Source organism: Flavobacterium microcysteis (genome assembly GCF_006385255.1).
Classification (GTDB): Bacteria; Bacteroidota; Bacteroidia; order Flavobacteriales; family Flavobacteriaceae; genus Flavobacterium; species Flavobacterium microcysteis.
This window is the reverse complement of record NZ_VFJE01000054.1, coordinates 476,180-498,861: the sequence shown is the minus strand read 5'-3', so window position 1 is coordinate 498,861 and position 22,682 is coordinate 476,180. Positions and strand designations below refer to the sequence as shown.

The 22,682-nt window shown below is 40.9% G+C and carries 6 protein-coding genes and 1 tRNA gene; 2 read left to right on the top strand and 5 right to left on the bottom strand.

Translation table 11 applies throughout. The annotated features are described in order from the left end of the window. From FJA49_RS11145 to FJA49_RS11125, 5 genes are all read right to left on the bottom strand, one after another. On the bottom strand, window positions 1–11,380 hold an 11,380-nt coding region (locus FJA49_RS11145; RefSeq protein ID WP_140000993.1), incomplete at its 3' end, for a SprB repeat-containing protein. Window positions 11,381–11,413: 33 nt separating this feature from the next. Continuing rightward, complete coding sequence (locus FJA49_RS11140) at window positions 11,414–13,321, bottom strand: PorP/SprF family type IX secretion system membrane protein (protein WP_140000992.1); 1,908 nt, start codon at window positions 13,319–13,321, stop codon at window positions 11,414–11,416. A gap of 4 nt (window positions 13,322–13,325) precedes the next feature. Further along, a complete protein-coding gene (locus FJA49_RS11135; RefSeq protein WP_140000991.1) occupies window positions 13,326–19,361 on the bottom strand; it encodes a T9SS type B sorting domain-containing protein in 6,036 nt (2,011 codons plus the stop codon). Between the two features lie 818 nt (window positions 19,362–20,179). Then, the gene (locus tag FJA49_RS11130; protein ID WP_158629480.1) at window positions 20,180–21,136 is read right to left on the bottom strand and encodes a S41 family peptidase; all 957 of its coding nucleotides are present in this window, start codon (window positions 21,134–21,136) and stop codon (window positions 20,180–20,182) included. 102 nt (window positions 21,137–21,238) lie between these two features. Then, window positions 21,239–21,310, bottom strand: a tRNA-Arg gene (locus tag FJA49_RS11125). A 173-nt stretch (window positions 21,311–21,483) separates the two neighbouring features. On the opposite strand from FJA49_RS11125, the gene FJA49_RS11120 reads away from it, so the two are divergent. Together FJA49_RS11120 and FJA49_RS11115 are read left to right on the top strand one after the other, a co-directional pair. After that, the gene (locus FJA49_RS11120; RefSeq protein ID WP_140000989.1) at window positions 21,484–22,041 is read left to right on the top strand and encodes a helix-turn-helix domain-containing protein; all 558 of its coding nucleotides are present in this window, start codon (window positions 21,484–21,486) and stop codon (window positions 22,039–22,041) included. A 14-nt stretch (window positions 22,042–22,055) separates the two neighbouring features. Further along, the gene (locus FJA49_RS11115; RefSeq protein WP_140000988.1) at window positions 22,056–22,508 is read left to right on the top strand and encodes a response regulator; all 453 of its coding nucleotides are present in this window, start codon (window positions 22,056–22,058) and stop codon (window positions 22,506–22,508) included. Window positions 22,509–22,682: the final 174 nt, after the last annotated feature.

Below are 22,682 nucleotides of genomic sequence, written 5' to 3'. Positions count from 1 at the left end.
TACAGTTTGGAACTACCGTCGCAGTTGGCTGTATGTCCACACCCACATTTATTGTGAAGGTCAGAGGCGTGATCTCGCAACCGTTGGCGTCTTTCACGTAAACGGTATAGGTCTGGCCACCATTCAGGTTCGTATAGTTCAGCGTCGAGGTAAAGTCGGCAGGATTGTTAGAATCCAGGCTTGTTGTGTAAGGCGCTGTTCCGCCTGCAGGCGTTATGGTTATCGTACCGTTATTGTCACCCAGACAGATTTCGTGCGTTCCACCTACCGTTGCTGAAAGTGCTGCTGCAGGCTGGGTTACGATGATGTTTGTCAGCTCGACCTCGCAACCGATATTGTCTTTTACCCTGATGCTATACGTTCCTGCTGCAAGGTTGTTAAACGTGTTTGCAGTTCCGTAAGCAAAGGCAGGCGATATGGCATATTCAATTGTTCCTGTTCCACCCGTAGCCGTCACTTGGATGCTTCCGGTTGATTGCCCGAAGCACAATACGTTGGCTGTCACGTTTGCATTTGCAGCAACAGGCTGTAGCACATTGATTGTGAAAGGAACGGTCTTGGTACATCCATTCGTATGCTGTACGTAAGCCGTGTGTGTTCCCGGTGCCACATTCGTAAATACGTTGGAAGCAACATAGGTTACCCCGTCCAATGAATACTGTACTTGGGAAGCAACAGCAGGATTTACCCCTATGGTTACCGTGTTTCCTGGGACGTTGGCGGTACAGTTTGGAACTACCGTCGCAGTTGGCTGTATGTCGACACCCACATTTATTGTGAAGGTCTGTGGCGTAATCTCGCAACCATTGGCATCTTTCACGTATACGGTGTAAGTCTGGCCACCGTTCAGGTTCGGGTAGGTTAGCGTCGAAGTAAAGTCGGCAGGATTGTTAGAATCCAGGCTTGTTGTGTAAGGCGCTGTTCCTCCTGCAGGAGTTATGGTTATCGTACCATTATTTTCACCCAAACAGATTTCATGCGTTCCCCCGACTGTTGCTGAAAGTGCCGCTGCAGGCTGGGTTACGATGATGTTTGTCAGCTCGACCTCGCAACCGATGTTGTCTTTTACTCTGACAATGTACGTTCCCGCCGCAAGGTTATTAAACGTGTTTGCAGTTCCGTAAGCAAAAGCGGGTGATATGGCATATTCTATCGTTCCTGTTCCACCCGTAGCGGTCACTTGGATGGTTCCAGTCGATTGTCCGAAGCACAACACATCAGCCGTTACGTTAGCCGAGGCCGTGATTGGTAATAGCGTATTGATTGTGAAAGGAACAGTCTTGGTACAAGAATTAGTATGTTGTACGTAAGCCGTATGGGTTCCCGGTGCCACATTCGTAAATACGTTGGAAGCAACATAGGTTACCCCGTCCAATGAATACTGCACTTGAGCAGCTACGGCAGAATTTACCCCTATGGTTACCGTGTTTCCTGGGACGTTGGCGGTACAGTTTGCTACTACCGTTGCCGTTGGCTGTATATCCACACCCACATTTATTGTGAAGGTCTGAGGCGTGATCTCGCAACCGTTGGCATCTTTTACGTAAACAGTATAGGTCTGTCCGCCATTCAGGTTTGGATAAGATAACTGTCCCATCACAAAGTCGGCAGGATTGTTGGAATCCAGGCTTGTGTAATAAGGAGCCGTTCCACCTGTTGGCGTTATGGTTATCGTACCGTTATTGTCACCTAAGCAGATTTCGTGCGTTCCGCCCACTGTTGCAGAAAGTGCTGCTGCAGGTTCTGTTACCGTGATGTTTATCAGTTCGATTTCGCAACTGATATTGTCTTTTACCTTGATAGTATAAATTCCAGCTGCAAGGTTATTGAACGTATTTGAAGTTCCATAGATGAAGGCAGGCGATATAGCATATTCTATAGTTCCTGTTCCACCCGTAGCAGTCACTTCAATACTTCCAGTCGATTCTCCGAAGCATAATACATTAGCTGTTACATTTGGAGTTGCAGTGATTGGTAACAAATTGTCAATTGTGAAAGGAACCTGTTTTGTACAGCCATTCATATGCTGTACATAAGCAATATGGTTTCCAGGAGCAAGATTTGTAAACGTGTTGGAAGCAACATAATTGATTCCATCTAAAGAATATTGAACTTGAGAAACAACTTCAACATTTACGGTTACAGTTACTATATTTCCAGGTACATTATTGGTACAATTTGTCTGTATTGATACCGCTGGAATTACTTCTACTGCCGGATCCATATATTGTTCTACTGGAGGATTTACATTACATCCGTTAGAATCTCTTACATAAATCAGATATAAGGTATCACCAACCAAGTTCGTAAAAGTATGCTGGTTCCCTACAACAGGTACGAATGTAACGTTGTCAAGACTTACCTGATAATTTCCTGTTCCTCCGGTAATGGTGATTGAGATTGAACCGTCAGCATCATGAAGGCAAAGCTCTGGATTTACCGCATCTACTACTGCAACAAGTGGTGCTGGTTCTAAAATGTCAATATTCAACAATTCGAAACAACCTTTCTGGTCTTGAACAATAACTTCGTAGCTTCCTGGAGGAAGTGCATCAAATAGGTTGTCTGTAACAAATTGGTTGAGGTTAGGCGATATTGCATATTGAATAATTCCTGTTCCTCCTGTAGTATGAATTTCAATGCTTCCGTTGGCATCTCCAAAACAAAGAACATCTTGTTTGATATAGCTTACGGTTAATTGAGCAGGGTCTATAATGTTGATAACGGATGATGTTTCTCTACAGTCAAGACTTACAACACGGACATAATAGTTTCCTGCCGGAAGTCCGGTAAAACTGTTTGCTGCTTGTGGTCCGGCTAAAACAGTAGATGATCCGTCTAACAATTCATACATATAACTGCCTAGTCCTCCGGTTGCATTGGCGGTAATGGCAGCTGTAGATTCTCCCGAACAGTTTATTGAAGCACTGCTAAGATCAAGATTTAACTGCAAGGCAGGAACTGGTAATATGGTTACCTGGTTTGTCAATACTGCCTGACATCCGTTAGCATCTCTGACATAATATTGGTAGGTACCAGGACCTACATTGTATACGGAAGTATTGGAATAAGATATTCCGTCAGCACTGAATTGGTAAGGTGGTGTTCCGCCTGAACCTGATACAATGATTTCTGCTTGTGTCAAGCAAGTCATATTGCTGTTTGCAGATAAGAATGCTTGTAGCGGAGTCGGTTCAGTGATGGTCAACGTTGGTGTTGTGAGGTCACAATTCCAACCGTCTGTGATTGTGATGCTATAGATTCCAGCTCCAAGCCCTGGGAATTGTGGACTTGTTTGTGGACCGGAACTCAATACTATTGTTGTTCCAGTAGCATCATATTGATTTAAGATAAATTGATAACTTCCTTGTCCTCCAGTTACAGTTAAGGCTTCAATCATGGCTGTATTGTCGCCATGGCAGAGTACCTGGGTAACGGAAGAATTTATAGTAGCCGAAATAAGGGCCGGTTGTACCAATACGACGGTTTGATTTACAATACAGCCTCCAGAATCTCTTACCGATACGGTATAGTTTCCTGCAGCCAAGCCTGTGAAAGTGCTATTAGCTGCATAGGCCTGAATTGTAGTAGATGTTGTAGTATTTACCAATTGATATTCATAAGTTCCCCATCCGCCAACAGCAGAGGCTATGATTTCTCCCTGATTGTTGTCGCATGTTACATTGGTTGTCTGGTTTGCTGTCAACTGTAAAGGACTGTCAGGAGAAGTGACGGTTACCGTGTTTGAGTCGTCTGTACAGAAAGGTGTATCTGTAGCCGTAATTACGACATGAAGATTTCCTGCGGATAAGCCATTTATCGTAAACGGATTTACAGCAGTATTTCCATTTCCTGTGGCTACGGTTGTTCCGGCAGCATTAACAACATTGTATGAATAAGCACCAGTATATCCTGTCACGTTAATCGTCAGGCTTCCATCGGAATCTCCAAAACAGGTTACTGGAGTAGGATTTGATGCTATAACTTCTATCGTATCAAATGGCAGGATTTCGTAAGGAACGGAAAGCATATAACATCCTGTTACATTGTCTGTTATTTGGAAGGTATAACTTCCAGGTTGAGTCAGTGTTACCGTTGCAATATTATTTCCTGGTCCCGGAGCGACTGAAGGTTGTGAGCCCAATGGCAAGACATCAAACGTGAAATCTCCAGAACCGCCTGTTACGGTTATCTGTACAGCTTCGTCATTGGTACAGGTAATTGCTGTTCCACGAACTGCTGCAACTGCAGTTATTTCCGGTAACGGATTGATAGTTACTGTTGTGGTTTGTGTACAGTTATTACTGTCTTTTACCGTTACGGTTATATTCTGTATGCTTCCATTATCAACAATATCAAATGTTGGAGTTGGGAAGAAATTTGTACCGTCTATGCTATACGAATAAGGAGCTGTTCCCGAAGGATTTCCTGTTCCATCATTTTCAACGGTTACCGTAATAGTTGAGGTGGTCACTGTATTAGAAGCATTGCAGGCAAAAGCTGTTGCCGTAGCGCTGATATCCAAAAGCGACGGTTCATTGATAATTACAGTTTCAGTATCAGAGCAATTTTTGCCTGATGTTACCGTAACTGTATAAGTTCCCGCAGGCAGACCAGTAAATACCGGAGTGTTCTGCGTTATAGCCGGATTGACACCATCATTAACCGAATAGGTATAAGGCGGATTGTCATTTGAAGTTGGCAATGTTATCGTAATTACTCCGTCAGTGCCACCATTACAGCTAACGTTTCCTGAACTAGCTGAAAAGGTTACCGGTGTAGGAACTTCTAGCGAGATTGCTGCCTGTTCGTTACAGTTTGATGTTGTATCGTGAATTACTACGATATAATTTCCTGCAGCCAGACCTGTAAAATTGCCTAATGCTTGTGAAGCAACAATGGTCGTACCCGCTCCATCCAGAAGTTCGTATTCATAATTACCAGAACCTCCAAACGGAGTCACAGTAATTTCTCCATCGTTATTAGCACAGCTAGGTTGTGATGTTGCTACCGGAGTAAGATTTAACGGAGCAAAAATTTGTAAGGTTACTGTATTTCCGCAACCGTTAGCATCCTTTATTTGAATCGTATAGCTTCCTGAAGAAAGGTTGTCATAGGTGAAAGATGCAGCCGCCTGAGTTTGGAATGCAGCTCCGTTTATGCTGTAAGTATAAGGAGCTACTCCGTTTACTGTTCTGTCTACTTGTATTGTAAAACTGCCTTCCGCAGTACTACATTGGTTTGTAATAGCAGCAGTAATTACAGGAGCAGTGTCAGTTGGTAATGTGATTGGTGCTGACTGAATACAATTGTTTGCATCTTTGATATATACAGTGTAATTACCTCCTTCTGTATTGAAAACATTTACTGATGTTCCTGTCCAGGTAGCCACAGTAGGTGCCGGATCTCCTGCAGCTACTAATTGGTATTGGTAAGGAGCTGTTCCGTATTGTCCTGTTGCCGTAATCTGTCCTGCATTGTTGCTACAGTTATCGTTTTTGGTTACGGTTGCTGATACCTGCAATAAGTTTGTAGACTGGCTTATGCTAAATATAGCAGAGGCATTCGTACATCCGGTAAAAGCACCACCTACTTCTGTAAATAAGATATAATAGTTTCCTGGAGGAAGCGTACCAAAATTAGTTACCGTAACAGGTCCACCCGGAAGTCCGGAAGAGCTTCCTGTTATTCCTGTAGTTGTATTGGATTGAGCATTAAAAATTTCATAATCTACCCGAGTTGCTCCACTATCATAATTACTGAATGTGAACGAAACATTTCCGTTTCCACTTCCTGTACAAGAAACGTTGTTTACAACGTCAAGTGTAGCTGTCAGGTTGGAAGGCGAGTCGATTGGAAGGTTTGCTGATTTGAAATAGTAACATTGTGTCACTACGTCATAAACCACAAAAGTATAAGTTACTCCAGGGGTTAATCCTGTGAAAGTAGTCGTTTCTGGAGTTCCCGGATCAGCAGGCTGATAATTATTAGAATATGGAATAGTGTTGTATTCTAAGATGGCAAACTGGAAGTTACCACTACTTACAGCTGAAGTTACTGTAATTGTAGCAGTTCCACCGTTCAAACAGTCTGTTGTCACAGCTGAGACGTCTATTACTAAATCGTCTGGAGGTGAAGCGATGATAATATTTTGTCTTACGACAGAACAACCATTAGCATCGATTACATCAACCTGATAGATACCAAAAGCTAAGATTTGGAAAGAATGGTTCTCTCTGGCTGTAGCATTATAAGTGTCAGAATAGCCAAAGTTATTGCTTACGTGATAAGTGAAAGGTCCGGTTCCTCCTAATACATTTTGTACGATAATTTCACCATAAGAAGTACCTCCCGGATTGTTACAAGTAATATCAACAGTTGCAACATTGTATGTAATAGGATTTGGTTGTGATAAGGTAATTGTTTCTGTATCGGTACACGAATTGCTATCGCTAATAGTAATCGTATAACTTCCAGCAGGCAAGCCTGAAGTTTGTGAGCCGAAGCTTGTACCTGTTGTCGTATTTACTACTGAAATAGCGATTGGCGCAACTCCAACAGTATTGTCTATTGCTATAGCAATCGCTCCGCTATTGTCGCCATTACATAAAATATTTTGCGTTTGGGTTACCGAAAGTATAGACGGATTTGTTAATGGCGTTATTGTTATAACGTTTGTTTGTATAACACAGCCTATATTATCCCTAATCTGGAATTGGTAAGTTCCCGGTGCTGATGTAGTATAATTTATTACTGAACCAACAACTGGAGTAGTGGTTCCGTATGTACCTCCATTGATAGAAGTTTGGTAAGAATAAGGAGTTCGTCCGCCACTAATTGTAATGTCAATTTCTGCATTTGGACTGGCGGTACAATCCAGATTTTTACCCAATACTGAAACAGCCGTTAGTTGCTGTCCTATTATTTGCGTAACAGAATCGGTACATCCGTTTGCATCTGTTACTTCAATGATATAGGTTCCCGGTGTTAGGTTGGCAAAAGTGGCTGATGCCTGATTGCCTGCTCCATTTATAGTATATGAAAAAGGAGCTAATCCTCCAGTTACGGCTACGGTTATTGTAGCGCTGTTTGTTGTGTCATAACATAAATCTGAAGATGCATTTATTGAAAGTACAGGCGCTGTTACAGTGCTCAATGTGAATGTTTTTGTAACCGTACAGTTATTGGCGTCTTTTACAGAAATACTGTAAGTGCCAGCTAATGTTAGGTTACTGAAAACAGCACTGGATTGAGGTCCTACTGTAGTTCCGTTTGGCAATACCAATTGATATTGATAACTGCCCCAACCGCCTACTGCGGGAGCACTCACACTTCCTGATCCAACACAAGTAATTGGGCTCACAACAGGTGTTAGGTCTAATGCTATAGCTGGACCGTCGATGGTAACATTTGCTGTAGCCGTACAGTTTGTAGCCGTATCAGTTACTGTAATGGTATAAATTCCAGCTGGAAGATTGTTGGCTGAAATAGTAGCTGTTGAGGTATTTGTTCCCGAAGTGACTGTTGTTCCTGAACCGTTTCTTATAACATAGTTATAGGTTGTTCCGAATCCGCTTACAGTATAGCTTGCAGAGCCGTTTGCAGCCCCAAAGCAAATGACATTGCTTATAGGTTGTCCTGTTACGGCAATCGGGGTTACTTGGTTGATTGTGTAATTTCTATTGAAAGAGCATCCGTTGGCATCCGTTACCTTAAAAGTATAAGTTCCAGCTGCCAGTCCTGAAAATACAGCATTGTTTCCATTGTTGGCTACTGCCGCTGCCGGTGCTGTGATTTCATAAACAAATGGTCCTGTTCCACCTGTTACCGTAAGAGTTACGTTAGACGCTAAAGCAGGACAAGTTGGTGCTGTTGCCGCAAATTGGATATTTGTAGGTGGCGACAACGGATTGACTGTAATTGCGTTTGTGCTAAATGTACAGTTGTTAGCATCTCTAACAGTAACAGTGTATGTTCCTGCTGTTAATCCACCAAATGAAGTTGCAGAACCAAAGTTAATTCCGTCTATGCTGTATTGATAAGGTGGTGTTCCGCCAGTTACGCTTCCAGCAGTAATGCTTATGGTGGCGCCATTAGTGATACAGTTGTAAGGTTGTGTTTGAGTTACAGCTCCGGTAAGAGGTGCTGGTTGTGTCAATGTGAAATTGGCAGGGAAAGAACAGCTTCCTGTTGCATTGTTCTGGATAAAATTAACTGTGTAATTTCCCGGAGCAAGTCCGTTAAAAACGCCAGATGTGTTGGTACGGATTACAGTTCCAGAAGCATCCAGCAATTCAAAGGAATAAGAAAAACCATTAGCATTTGTTACAGTATAGGTTATGCTTCCGTTATTCGCTCCGTTACATTTGATGTTTTCAAAACTGGTAGTAAATACAACATCTGGAAGGTTTTGAATGGTAACCGGATTTGACAATGCCGTACAGTTGTTGTTGTCTACCATGATGAAGACATAGGTTCCTTGCTGACCAATAGGAATTTCAAAAGTGTCGATATCCGTATAATCGCCTGCCGTTGGATTCTGCAATGTTCCATTAATGCTGTAAATAGCATAGACATAAGGTGCTTCACCACCTGAAGGTGTCAATTTGATACTACCCGGCATACAGGAAATGTTCTGAAGAATCGTTGCATTCAGGTTTAGATTGCTGTTGTCCAGAATAGTCGTTGTGCTTGTAAAAGTACAGCCGTCGTCTGTCCTCACAGTAACGGTATAGGTTCCCGGATTTAGATTTTGGAAAACATAATCATTGTCTGCCAAAGGCCCCACATTTAGCGTACTTGGACCTGTGATAGAGTAGTAATATTGCGGCCTTACATTTAGGGCCTGTAGTCTGATGCTTCCAAAGCCGTTACAAGATGTATTTTTTGTGATGACATTTACCTGGAAGTCCAAGTCAGATACACCGATGTCAGGAATTGTAAATACGCAACCGTCTGTAACGCCTTGCTGCCTAATCTGCACCAAATAAGAACCAGCCACAGCAATCGGGAAAATAGGACTGCTTTGGTAAGGTACCAAAACAGCTCCCGTGTTTTGGTTGACCAACTGGAATTCATAGGTTGAAGGCACATTGGTTACCGTAATTTTTCCTGCAGTGTTACAAGTTATATTTTGGACGATGTGATGTGCATCTAAAAGGTTGGTATATACGTTGAAATAATACCTGTTGAAACATCCGTTCTGGTAATTGATGACTACACGATATTGTCCTGCAAGTGTTGCGTTAAAATTGGTTCCCGTTCCTTGTTGGATCCAGTTGCAGAGTGGGTTTTTGTTAGGACAATTATCGATACCTACAGCCGGACAACTGGCCTCGTCAAGCTTCTCCCAAATAATACTTACAGCATCGGTAATGTTAGTCTGGATGAATCGGCTGTCATTTAATCCGCATAAGAATATGTTCGGAAGTTCTTCACCGTTATTTGGACATGTTACGATTTCGTCTGCAAAAGGCAGTACCGGGTTGGTCTGGGTTGTACCAAAACGGGTTACGGTGATGTATTCTGTAATTCCGATACAAGGCGGAGTAGGAGTGTTGATTACATAATATTCTCCTGGAGTGGTTACAGTAATACTCTGGGTATTTCCGATAATTGCACCGCTGGCGTTATGCCATTCATAAGAAGCATAACCGGAACCGGCAGTCAGTACTACTGAAGTACCACAAAGAATTTCGCTTCTTCTGAAAGAACATTCGTCAATGTCAACAAGGAAATTCGCTGGGCCAGGAACTCCTAATCCGCAAGAATCCAATCCGGCAACGCTAGGATCGTCTGAGATAACATTGGCGTTCAAAACACCACGATACGTTGTATAGGCCTGGTTCTGTATGATGTTAGAACAGGCATTTGTCAGTTCGCTACAAGTATTTACTACCTGAACGCGAATCTTGATAGTATAAACGGGGTCGCCAATTTCGACAAGATTATTTGGTACAGTAAAAGTTACCTGTCTTGTAGTTGGGTTATAAACATAAGTTACTCCCGGAGCTCCACTTAAGTCTATGGAGTTAAAAAAAGTATTTTCAGGAAGTATATCTCGAATGGTAAGATTTTGTGCATCGTCGTTTCCAATGTTTTGGAAAGTCACTACATAGTCCAAAACCTGGCCAAGAGTAACATCGGCTCCGCCAATATTGTTACCACTAATATCTCTTACGGTCTTGACCAATTTTATTTCGGGCTCAATAACTTCAACGGCGAAGGAAGCCAAGAAGGTTCCGTAGGTATCTCCTGAAGTTATCATCCTCAAGGTAGCTCCTGTTTCATTATTGGGCAATATTCCGTTTAGCGGATTGGACAGATTGAGCATGTCCAGGTCGAGTCCCAGCGTATTGGTTCCGAAAGGATTCCTGGTCGGGACCTGGGCATTATTGTTGGTAATGGAAGAGTTAAAAAAGTTGTTTGCCGGATTCACGGTGTTGGAAACATCAGTAAAAGCAGCAACTGAATTAGCTTTAATTCTAAGTCGATCTCCAGTAATTTCGTAATCTCCTTCTAAAGCTCCTACACCCAGTTTGGCACGAACCGGAAAAGGAGGTGGTAACGTAACAAATCCGTTTACATTAATGTCGGCAGTTACATTTCCTTGTACTCCGACATATCCGTCAAAAGTGGAGATGAATTTTGCCGGCATGGTAGGGTTTTCATAAATGATAACCATTACCCAACCTGCAGAACTACCTCCTATTCTACGGCCTTTCGCCGCACGAAGGTTTGCCAGTGTGTAGGTTCCGTTTGGATTAGCCAATCCTCTCACCAGGTTGGTTACGTTTTTGTAACACACAATCGGAGCGTTATCAAATGAAGCAGGAATATTTGAAGCATTGTAGCCATCAAATATGATGGCATCTTCATCTCCGGCAGGATCCGCATTGTTGTCTGCCGTCAAATTCACATAAGAACCACCAGGAAGTTTGAATTTGACCTGATTCCAGTCGTTCAATCTTGGCGTTCCTTGCCATGCGGAATTTTGATTTGTACTTCGTTCAAACGGATAGGCTGAGGCCCAGTATAAACCGGCATAAACTATTTTAGAACAAGTTCCGGTAAGGACCAAATCTGCCGAACTTGAACTGAATGTGGAGGGATCGCCATCGATATCAATATATTCCATATTGAATCTGTCATTGGCAAGTGGCCCGTCATAGGGAGTGTTTGCTTCGCTAGGATTGCTTGCTGAAGCCCTATTGACAATATTGTTTCCAACGAAGAGGATGTCTCCTTTTACTTTTAGGTTTCCATTCTGGAGCCTGGGCGAAAAAGGAACGGCTACTTGTGCCTGAGCGCTAAAACAGCATAGAATAAGGCATCCAAGCAGAACGATTGCCTTATGAACATGATTTGGGAGCTGGTGCATTGTTTTTGTTTTAAGTGGTATTTGTTTTTTTGTTTAATTGGTGTTAATGCTCATTATCCAAATGGGGTCAAAGTAGGAGTTGTCCACATTTGAATAATAAGAAATTAAGGCTTCTCTCCAGGATGAGTGCTTTTTCAAGTAGACATATCTGAAATTGTTTTTAGGGTTTATAAAATAGCTTGTCTCAATACCTCTGTTTTTCATTTTCTCCATGAACTTTTCAGTGTTTTCCTGAGCGGCAAATACATTGGCAATAATGTAATAGCCCGTTTCCAGTCCTGCTACCGATAATTTGTTGCCTTTTTTAGGAGCTTCTCGAGGTTTTGTTGTCTTCTTGGAATAGAATTCCTTGATTTCTTCTTCTGTCTTGGCGCTTATCTCTCTTTGCGCTTTTTCGTCTTTTACGAACTGTTCTACGGAACCTTCCGGATTGCTCTGTGTTTCATCATTTTTGTTTTTGGAATTATTATCAACGTTCTTGTGGTTCTCGTCTAGCCCGATTTCTTCGGGATTGTCTACATGTATGATGTAGAGGTCTTTTTCTTTGCCTGATGCTTTTTTCTTTGCATGAGATTTCAAGGCTTCAGGAAGCGATTCGTATCGTTCGATGACATCTTTGCCATCAGCCGATTTTGATACGACATAATATCCGTTTTCAGCATCTTTCAGATCTTCCATAGTTTTTGGAATGATCTTTTTGCCCGCTTTTGATTTTCGAAGTGTAATTGGCTTGGCATTATCTTCTTTGGCACTGTTTTCTCTTTTCACATAGTCCATCAGGTTTTTTACCTTCTGCTCAAATTCTGCCTTGCGGATGTTTTCCAATGAGTCTTCCTGCATAAGCATGTCCAAAAGATGCATATTGCTGTCGTCCATCTGCAGGCGTAGCTTTTCTAACTCTAGGTCTTTGTCAAACTCAGGTATTCCGCCTTTTGATTTCTTTATAGCTATCTTTTTGTCAAGTGCTTCAATTTGTTCCAGGGTATCTTTTGCCGTCAACGGTTTTTTCTTGGCCAGAACTCTGTCTTTAAAAGAAAAAACCATAGTAATTTCATGTGTAGGGCCTAGATTAACAAGCCCTTCTTTAATGGTTCTTTCATAGGTATAGCCTAAAGAAAGCTTTTTTGTAAAATGGAATCCCAATCCAACACCTACACCATAAAAGTCATCGATCCCGGTTTGGAACCATCCAAATTTTGGAAAATCTACTAGCAGAGATCCGCTCAATCCTAAATCACTTTCCTGATTTACTTTTCCACGAGCCATCAGTCTGAAGCTGCTTCCTTCGAACATATCTGTAAGCGAGCTCATTTCATGCGAATACATGAGGTGTGCCGAAAAAGTCTTGTCGGAATAATCTTTTGTTAGCTTACTGGATTTGAAATCATAATCGATAAAGTTTTCAGCATATATGCCAAAGTTAAGATTGCCATAGTTAAGGTTGAATCCGGGCTTAATGCTTAACAAAGAGTTGTTTCGCATGGCTAATAATATCGGATCCGGTTCTTCCGTCACTGTCCTGTTTCGATCGATGCCGCTGTTGTAATAGGCAAAGTTGAATCCAAAGGTCAGACCCATTTTTTCGGTTAGCTTCACATTGTAGGCATAGTTTGCAATTCCTCCAAAGCTTACAATTACGCCCAAATTATGTTGGTAGAGTCCGAAGCCTAATCCGGATCTTTCAGAAAATTTTCCGGTATAGGCAAGCATATATACTTTTGGTGAATCGTTAAATTGTATCCACTGATTCCTGTGGTATAGCGAAACATAGGTATTGTCCTCGTCTACAAATGAGAACGCCGGATTCTGCAGGAAGCGATTGTATTTTAAGTTATTCTGCGTCGGAAGATTAAATGTAAGCACAGGAGCATCCTGCGCTCTTACGGTAGTAAAGGCGAAGAAGAAAATAAAAAAGGATAAGGTGAAGTAGTTTTTTATCATTTAATTATTTTACAATTGTTATTGAACCTCGTTCGGTAATTTTATTGCCTTCCATAATGGTATAATAGTACACAGGATTTTTTAGGGAATAGGTAAAGGAGCTTTCCGGCCAGTTGTTTAAGTATCTTGTTGACCTGAAAACGATAGCGCCGTCAGGGCCATAAATGACTACTTCAACATTTTGGTTATTTACATATTTGGTTGGCAGATTCCAGGTGTCGTTGATTCCGTCAGCATTTGGAGTCACGACGTTCGGGATAGCCATCATATTGTTTTCCATTCCGGTAACTATAAATTCTTTGGTTACCTGACATTCGCCCACTTTAGCAATGAGTTTGTAAGTTCCGGGTTCTTCTATTGTTACGGATGGACCGTTGGAAACAACCGAATCATTAAAATACCATTCGTAGCTATGAGCACCACTTGCCGTAAGCGTAATCGAAGTGCCTAATATGAGTGTAATATCTCTTGGAGAATCAACGGTTATTAGCGACATATCAAACGGAACGACTTCAAGAGTGTTTGAGGTAACGGTACAATCCAGATAGCTTACAACCAGGAAGTAATTTCCTGCAGTGTTTACGGTAAGCGAGCTTTCAGTCCCAATCACGGTTGTGTTTCCTTGCTTATACCATTTGTAAGTGTATTCAGGATTGTTGACATTGCTTCTTATCACAACGTTCGTTTCGGAAGAGCAAAGTATGTCATCTGTAGAAATGACAACCTCTCTGGCAAAACTCAAATTGACAGGGATGGCATTCGACAAGATAACAGTATAGTCAGGAATCGTGACTTGTAAGGTATAGGTGCCAATGTCATTAGGATTGTTTAGCGTTAAAGAAGTAGCCGTAGCTCCTGGTACAGGTTGTCCGCTTTTGAGCCATTGGTATTGGTAATTGTAATTGTTGTTTAAAACGCTTACCGAACCACCTGGTGCTATAGCGTTGAAGGAAGCAATGCTCAATGTAGCAGTAGTACTGCCGCATTGTTGGAAATCGCCCACAATAGCAATCGTGATATTCATTTCATTAGGATAGCTCAACCTGAAGACCATTTCTTTAGTAATGTCACATCCTTGTGTCTGTCTTACAACGGCTTTATAATCTCCGTTGCGGTTTACGGCAAATGAGCTACTGTTAGAATTGCTTATCTGGATATCATATCGGAACCAATCAATCGTAGGCTGTAAGGCATCTGTAGTTATGGATAAGGTTTTTACCTGGCCTGGAATAATAGTATCGGCTAACGGACTGTTTGGCGTAAGGTTAAAATCACTTTCTTGTATTTCCAAAATGTTCGATTCGAAAGTACAGCTTCCCGTATTTACAGAAAGTTTATAGGAACCAGCTTCTGTTGCCGTAAAGCTGGTGTTGTTTCCTGTACCGATTTCATCTCCGTTTTTGAACCAGGTATACGTATAGGAACTCTCTGAAAAATTACTACTGATTGTTATCTGTGGATTTTCAGGACATAGCTGTCCAGCAGCTGTAATGAGCAGCGGCTGACCTGAGAAAAGATTTACTGTTATGTCATTAGAGACAATCGGGGCAAAATCCGGTACTGTAATTTGGAGTTTATAAGTGCCGTTTTCTGATGGATTGCTAATTGTTAATGATGAGGCAACGGCTCCAACTACAGGATCTCCATTTTTAAACCACTGGAAAGCATATCCGGAAGTATTGGTTACGGGAATATTTCCTGTTGGAATGATTGCAATAAGACTGGAAAGACTCAATGTGATAGAGGTACTGGAACATTGCTGATAATCTGAATTAGCACTGATGGTACTGTCAAATCCGGTAGGATATTCCAATACAAATACTTTTTCGGCAGTTGCATTACAACCTTGTGTCTGTGTGACCACAACTTTGTATGTGCCGTTTTGCGTAGCGGTATAACTATTCTGATTGACACCTGGAATAGGGTCGCCGTTTCGGAACCAGGCAAACTGTGGAGCAGCAGCATCGGTCGTTACCGAAAGTATTTTGGTTTCCCCCGGAAGGATAATATCAGTAGCAGGTGAAGTACTGGCCACGCTAATCTGTCCTATGGTCAAGACAATGGCATTCGACTGTTTTGTACATCCGCTATGGCTGATTATAAGGTAATAATTTCCTTCAGCATTTACAATATAGCTGTCGGAAGTTGCTCCCGGTATCGGGTCGTCATTTTTATACCATTGGTAGCTATAGGCTGGGTTTGTGACGCTTGACGAAAGGGTGACATTGCTTCCTTCGCAAAGTGCTCCCGAACTGCTGATTGTTGGGTCTTCCGGTGAAAGTTTTATGTCTATGGCATTTGAAATTACAGGCGCAAAATCCGGCAGCGTTATACTTACCGTATAACTTCCATTTTCTGCTGCGCTGGTTGTGATATGGCTTGTGCCGGTAGCTCCTGCAACAGGAGAAGTGTTTTTAAGCCATTGGTAAACATAGCTATTTGCCCTATTGGTTATGTCTATGATTCCTTGCGAAGTAGTAGCAATAAAGCGGATGATTGATAATGTTGCTGGTCCGTCGCTACAATCTGTATAAGCTGCGTCTGGTGCGATTTCCACATCAAATCCTGTCGGATATTCCAACACGAATATTTTTTCAGCAGTAGCGTTACAGCCTTGTGTTTGGGTCACTACGACTTTATAAGTGCCATTCTGTGTTGCCGAGTAGCTGCTTTGATTGGCTCCCGGAATAGGATCGCTGTTTCTAAACCAGGCAAACTGAGGAGCAGCAGCATCCGTAGTTACAGAAAGTATTTTGGTTTCTCCCGGAAGGATAATATCAGTAGCAGGCGAAGTGCTGGCCACATTAATCTGTCCTATTGTTAAGGTAGTTGTATTTGATTGTCTGGTACAACCACTGTGGCTGATTATAAGGTAATAATCTCCTTCTTCGTCTGCAATATGGCTGTCGGAAGTTGCTCCCGGTATCGGGTCGTCATTTTTATACCATTGGTAGCTATAGGCTGGGTTTGTGACGCTTGACGAAAGGGTGACATTGCTTCCTTCGCAAAGGGCTCCTGAACTACTGATTGTCGTATCTTCCGGTGCAAGTTTTATGTCTATGGCATTTGAAATTACAGGCGCAAAATCCGGCAGCGTTATACTTACCGTATAACTTCCATTTTCTGCTGCGCTGGTTATGATATGGCTTGTGCCGATAGCTCCTGCAACAGGAGAAGTGTTTTTATGCCATTGGTAAGCATAGCTGTTTGCCCTATTGGTCAGCTCTATGATTCCTTGTGAGGTATTGGCAATAAAACGGGTAATTGATAGTGTCACAGGCCCATTTCCGCATGCGATATAACCTGTTCCAGGAGCAATGGTTACATCAAATCCGGTAGGGTATTCCAATACGAATATTTTTTCGGCAGTAGCATTACAGCCTTGGGTTTGTGTAACTACAACTTTGTAGGTGCCATTCTGAGTAGCCGAGTAGCTATTTTGGTTAGCACCCGGAATTGGGTCGCCGTTTCTAAACCAGGCAAATTGTGGAGCTACAGCATCGGTTGTTACAGAAAGTATTTTGGTTTCTCCCGGAAGGATAATATCTGTTGCCGGCGAAGTACTGGCTACGTTAATTCGTTGTATTGTCAGGACAATGGCATTTGACTGTCTTGTACATCCGCTATGGCTGATTATTAAATAATAGTTTCCTTCTGTATTCGCTATATAATTGATGGAAGTTGCTCCTGGAATCGGATTGTCATTTTTATACCATTGGTAGCTATAAACTGGATTTGTAACTGTTGACGAAAGGGTAACACTGCCTCCTTCACAAAGTTCTCCCGAATTGCTGATAGTTGCGTTTTCGGGCGACAATTTTACATCTATGGCATTTGAAATTACTGGTGCGAAATCAGGGATGGTCACGCTTAGGGTATAGCTTCCGTTTTCTGCAGCGCTGGTTATGGTATGGCTTCTGCCGGTAGCTCCTGTAACTGATGAAGTATTTTTAAGCCATTGGTAAGTATAGCTGTTTGTCCTGTTAGTCAGGTCGATTATTCCTTGTGAAGTATTGGCGATAAAACGGGTGATTGATAGTACAGCAGGTCCGTTGCCGCAAGCCGTATAGCCGGCTTGAGGAGCAATGGTCACTTCAAATCCGGTAGGATATTCCAATACGAATACTTTTTCTTTTTGGATAAGGCAGCCTTGGTTTTGAGTAATTACAACTTTGTAGGTGCCATTTTGTGTGGCAATATAACTGCTCTGATTAGCACCCGGAATTGGATCATTATTTCGGAACCAGGCAAATTGTGGTGCAATAGCATCTGTTGTAACGGATAGTGTTTTCTGTTCTCCAGGGATTAGTATGTCAAAGGCAGGCGAAGTTGCAGTAATTGTAAAAGTTGGGATTTGCAATCCGACAGTGTTTGATTGTTTTGTACAAGTTCCGCTTGTAGCGATGAGATAGTAATTTCCTTCTTCTGAAGCAGTAAGGGTGCTGGAAACAGCTCCTGCTATTGCAATGTCGTTTTTATGCCATTGGTAGCTATAGGCTGGATTGGTAACATTTGATGATAGCAGAACGGTTCCGTTTTCACACAAAGGACCGTTCCCGTTTATGGCAATATTTTCAAGTGCAAGATTTACGGCTAGGATATTTGAAGTAACAACACCAAAATCAGGAATTGTAATTTTTAACACATAATTTCCATTGTCAGCAGGACTGTTTACCGGTAGTGAAGTGGTTGTTGCACCTGGAATTGGGTTGTTGTTTTTATACCATTGATAAGCATAATTGTAAGTATTGCCTATAAGATTTATGGTATTGCTTTGGGTGATTGCATCAAATTGGGCAATAGATAATGTTGTCGCTGTGCTAACGCAAGAGGCGTATCCTGTTCCGGTCTGCACGGCCAAATCGAAACGGGAAGGATAGACGACAGAAACGGAACTTTCTTTTGTTATGTTGCATGGCAGTGCTTCGGTTACAGAAACACTATAATCTCCGGCCTGAGTTATATTTAAGGAAGCTTGCGTGGCGCCCGGTAAGACTGAGGTGTTTTTATGCCATTGGAATTGTGGATTCTGAGCGTCGGTTACAGTGTTGACAGTAATGGTTTCACCCGGAATTAAAACTATCTGAGCAGGTGTGTTGAGTGACAGATTAAAGTCAATAACTTCCAATGCTACTGGATCTGATTCAAAAGTACAGCCTGCTACGGTGATTTCCAGATGATAAATGCCTCCTTCGGCAGCTTCATAGGTTGAATTTGTAGCGCCGGGCATGAAATTATTGTTTTTATACCATTTATAGGTATAGCTGGCATTTTGCAGTACGCTCGTGAGTGTCTTAGTGTCATTAGGACAAATTGCAGTAGAATTATTTTCAACTTGGATGACCGGGCTGATAGGGCTCTGTACCTGAACCTGAACAATATTGGAATAGGAATTCATCACGCAGGTTCCATAATCTACAATTACATAGTAGGAACCAGGCTGTGATACAAGCAGCGATGGGCCACGCTCTCCGGGTATTTCGATAAAATTTTTATACCATTTGTAATTTAATGCCGGATAGTAAAGTGGCGATGCAGAAGTTCCATCGTTATCGATTTGTAAAAGGAAATCTTCTGCTCCACAAAGTGTTACAGTACTGTTGTTTCCGTTTATTGAGAAAGTTTGATTATGTACGGCATAGTAAGCAGCAAAGGCATTACTATTAGGGCTTACTTTTACTGGATTGGTACTCCTGACGCGAATACGATAACCTTCGCCATAAGTGTTTGTTGGCAGATTAAAGTTGCTCGAAACGGGTGAAGTTGTATTGGTGAGCGTTTTAACTATGACTGGACTTGCAAAACTTCCGTTTCTGTCTGACAGTTCTACGATAAATTGGTTGGAAGGACCTAGGTTTTGAACCGGAAAAAATGAAAAAGAAAAGTTGTAAGTATTGAAGCTTGCAGATGCACAGGCTTGAGTGAAGCCTATTGAAGGCGTTGAGATAGTAATCTGCGCATAGCTAGAGCCTACGAAACACAGACCGAAGAGGAGGCGGTAAAGTAAATAGAATTTTTTTGGCTGATTATGTATTTTCATGGCAAACCTTAAAGTTATCAATACTTTAGCAATGCTATTGAATTATACAGTTCCCCCAAATTGTATATCAATAACTATTAATGTTTCCCTTTTGTCTTATAATCTCTTCCTCATTAAAATTCAAACACTACTTAAATTTTACCAAAAATCTGAATTCCTACAATTCTTCTTTATATCTGAATTGGTTTCAAAAATAATAAAAAAATGTATTTAGTCGATAAAAATATACACTTAATCGACTAAATTTTTTTAATTAAAATTTTAATGATATAAAATTGAACGATTTTGTTTGGTTTTCTGATATGTTTTTTTTTCTCTTTCTATTCTCAAAATCCAAATGGGTTATATATAAAAAAGAAAGCGGCTCTTTATTGTGCTTCATTTTAATTACTATTACCAATCAAAATAACCAATGAATTATACAGAGCACGCTTTCTTATTGCTTCTTTTACAAAGAATATTTCTAAGTATTTCTGATAGATGAAAAGTGTCTCTCTTGCTAGTGTCGTACTAATCCCTAATCACATGCCGAACGTAGTGAGAGACACTTTCCTTTAGATGGAACCATTTATGAGTCTATCTAATGCTGTCTGGAATTTTTCCTTAAGACCACATACATTTTTATAATAGCAAAGATGTGTATTTACTATGATGTTGACAATCGTAAAGTAATAACTGGTAGTATATTAAGAATAACTGGTAGTATATAAGAATAACTGGTTTTTGTATTGGAGATTTAAAACAAGTTAAAAGAGAGGAAAAGCAAATCTATAGATAGAGTAGGTTAGGATAATAAAACCTAAAAGTTACTTAATGGATTAGTTCTCTATCCATTTGATGGCATTGTATAATGCTGCCTCACTGCTGCACGCCAAGTCGGGCGTAATGCTTTCTCCGTATTTGTTTTTGTTTCTGTCTGCAAAAACACTTGTTGCTAGATTGATGCGAGAACCGTCGGATAATGTAAATGAATTACATCCTGTTGAAACGCCATATGTTTTTTCTCCAAAGAACCTGACGTTTGGCAGGCCTTTAAATACTACCGCCATGGCTTCGCCTGAACTTGCTGTTTTGTTGTCTATAAGGACGGCTATTTTTGGGTTTTTTATATGAAGCGAAATTACATGATGGTTTTGGGCTAGCATAATAGTGTCGCTTAAAGCCTTGCCGTCTTTGTATTCCCATCGAGTGGTTTTATTGTCAGGTGTAATAAAATATCCCTGGACACCGTTGCTTAAAAAAGGACCGGCTGCAGCTAGCATAGGCCACATATTTCCGCCAAAATTATTTCGTAAGTCGACAATCCAGCCTTTGCGATTTTTTGTATTCTGCGTCGCTAATTTATCGGTGATTGAACTGATGTATTGCTGTGTTTGCTCTTCATTTCCTATGCAAAAAGGAAATCGGATATAGCCTATGCCTTCCGGTACGGTTTCGTCTGTTAAAACAGGTAGAGGCTTTTCATTGTCCGGGTCTTCTGTTTCGACTGCTGGAGCAAAATAACTGTGGTTGTCTCCGAGCTTTTTTATGGCAAAATAAATAGCCGGATATGTATCTTCAACGGATTGGCTTCCCTGTGCAAATTGTAGTACTTCATTTTTGAAAACATCCCAATCAATCTTGTTCTTATTTACAGAATTTGTTTTTAGTAACAAGACAACTTCTTCGATATACTTTTCTGATTTTTGATGCAAGCTATAAGCCGGCTGGTTTTTACAGCTGAATAAGCATAGGATATAGCTGATAGTACAGAAAAGGAAAAATACGTTCTTCATAAACAGGGTATAATAAGATTCTAAATATACAAAGAGTATGTTTATGCGGTATTTTTCAAAATAAAAAACCCTAATTTGTTGTTTGAACAGATTAGGGTGTAGTAGCCTCGGCGGGGATCGAACCTGCATCAAAAGTTTAGGAAACTCCCATTCTATCCATTGAACTACGAGGCCATGACACAAAAATAAAAAACAAATCATGATTTATTAAAACTCTAGAAGTTTTTATAAAGTTTTATGTTTTAAAATTTTTACAAAATCTTGAACCTTTGCTAATTGATTGCTAAAATTCTTCTCGGTAGATTGTTTATTTGCTATATTTATGATAACCATAAACTAGAAGGATCATGAAGAAAACTTACATCAAATACGATGTGAATAGGGCCTGTCAGGTAATATTGCAAGAACAGTTGGAAGAGCTGGGCATCGCCTATGAAACACAGGAACTGGGCGAGGTAATAATTCAGAAAAATGTACCAATGGCTCTTTTTCTTACCTTAAGAAATAACCTGCAGCGTTATGGTATTGACGTGTTGAACGATCAAAAGGGACAGCTTATACAAAGGATTAAAAATACAATTATTGAAATGGTAGGACGGGATAAACTCCCTACTTCTAAAATCTCTTGTTATCTGGCAGAAAGGTTACAGATGAACTACAATTATATTTCTGCTGTTTTTTCAGAGTACACGCATAGCTCAATTGAAAATTATATCATATTGCAAAAAATTGAGCGAGCCAAAAAACTTCTGCTACAGGAATTATCGCTAACAGAAGTTTCCTGTCTGTTAAGTTACAGTAGTGTTGCACATCTTTCCGGACAGTTTAAAAAAGTAACCGGACTTTCCCCTTCGGTATTCAAGAAAATTATCAATGAACGTAAAAAAAATGCACATACTAACTAAAAATAAGGTTCTCTATGGAAAAAGCTGAGAAAATGCATATTGCGCTTGCAGACGATGATCTGGAAGATCGTGAATTGTTTCGGGACGCTATCGAAGAACTGGGTTTGGATGTAGAACTGAGTCTTTTTAGCAATGGAGACGAGTTGCTGGATTATCTGCATGACGCACACGATAAAAAACGACCTCATATTTTGTTTTTAGACTTGAATATGCTGTGTAGCAAATATGATGATTGTCTTTCTGAAATACGTCGACATTCCAAATTTAAGGACCTTTCTATTGCGATCTATTCTACCTCGAGTGCAGAAAATGACATCCATAAGACTTTTGTGGGTGGGGCAAACATCTATATCAAAAAGCCAAATGATTTTGAAGTGCTGAAACAGTCCTTACATGAGGTATTAAAAATCAATTGGCAGTTTCATACTTCTGGATTGGATAAAAGCACTTTTCTTTTTCGGATTTAAAAGCTTTGTTTTGCGGCTCTGCGCCTTTGCGAGAAATATCCTCTCGCAAAGGCGCAGAGCCGCAAAGTCTATAAAATAAAATTTTTCAAACTTTTTGCCATTTAGCATGAAAAGCAAGCTTAAAACAAACCTAATATCATGCCTTAAAAACATTCTTATTAATTAGTTACATTT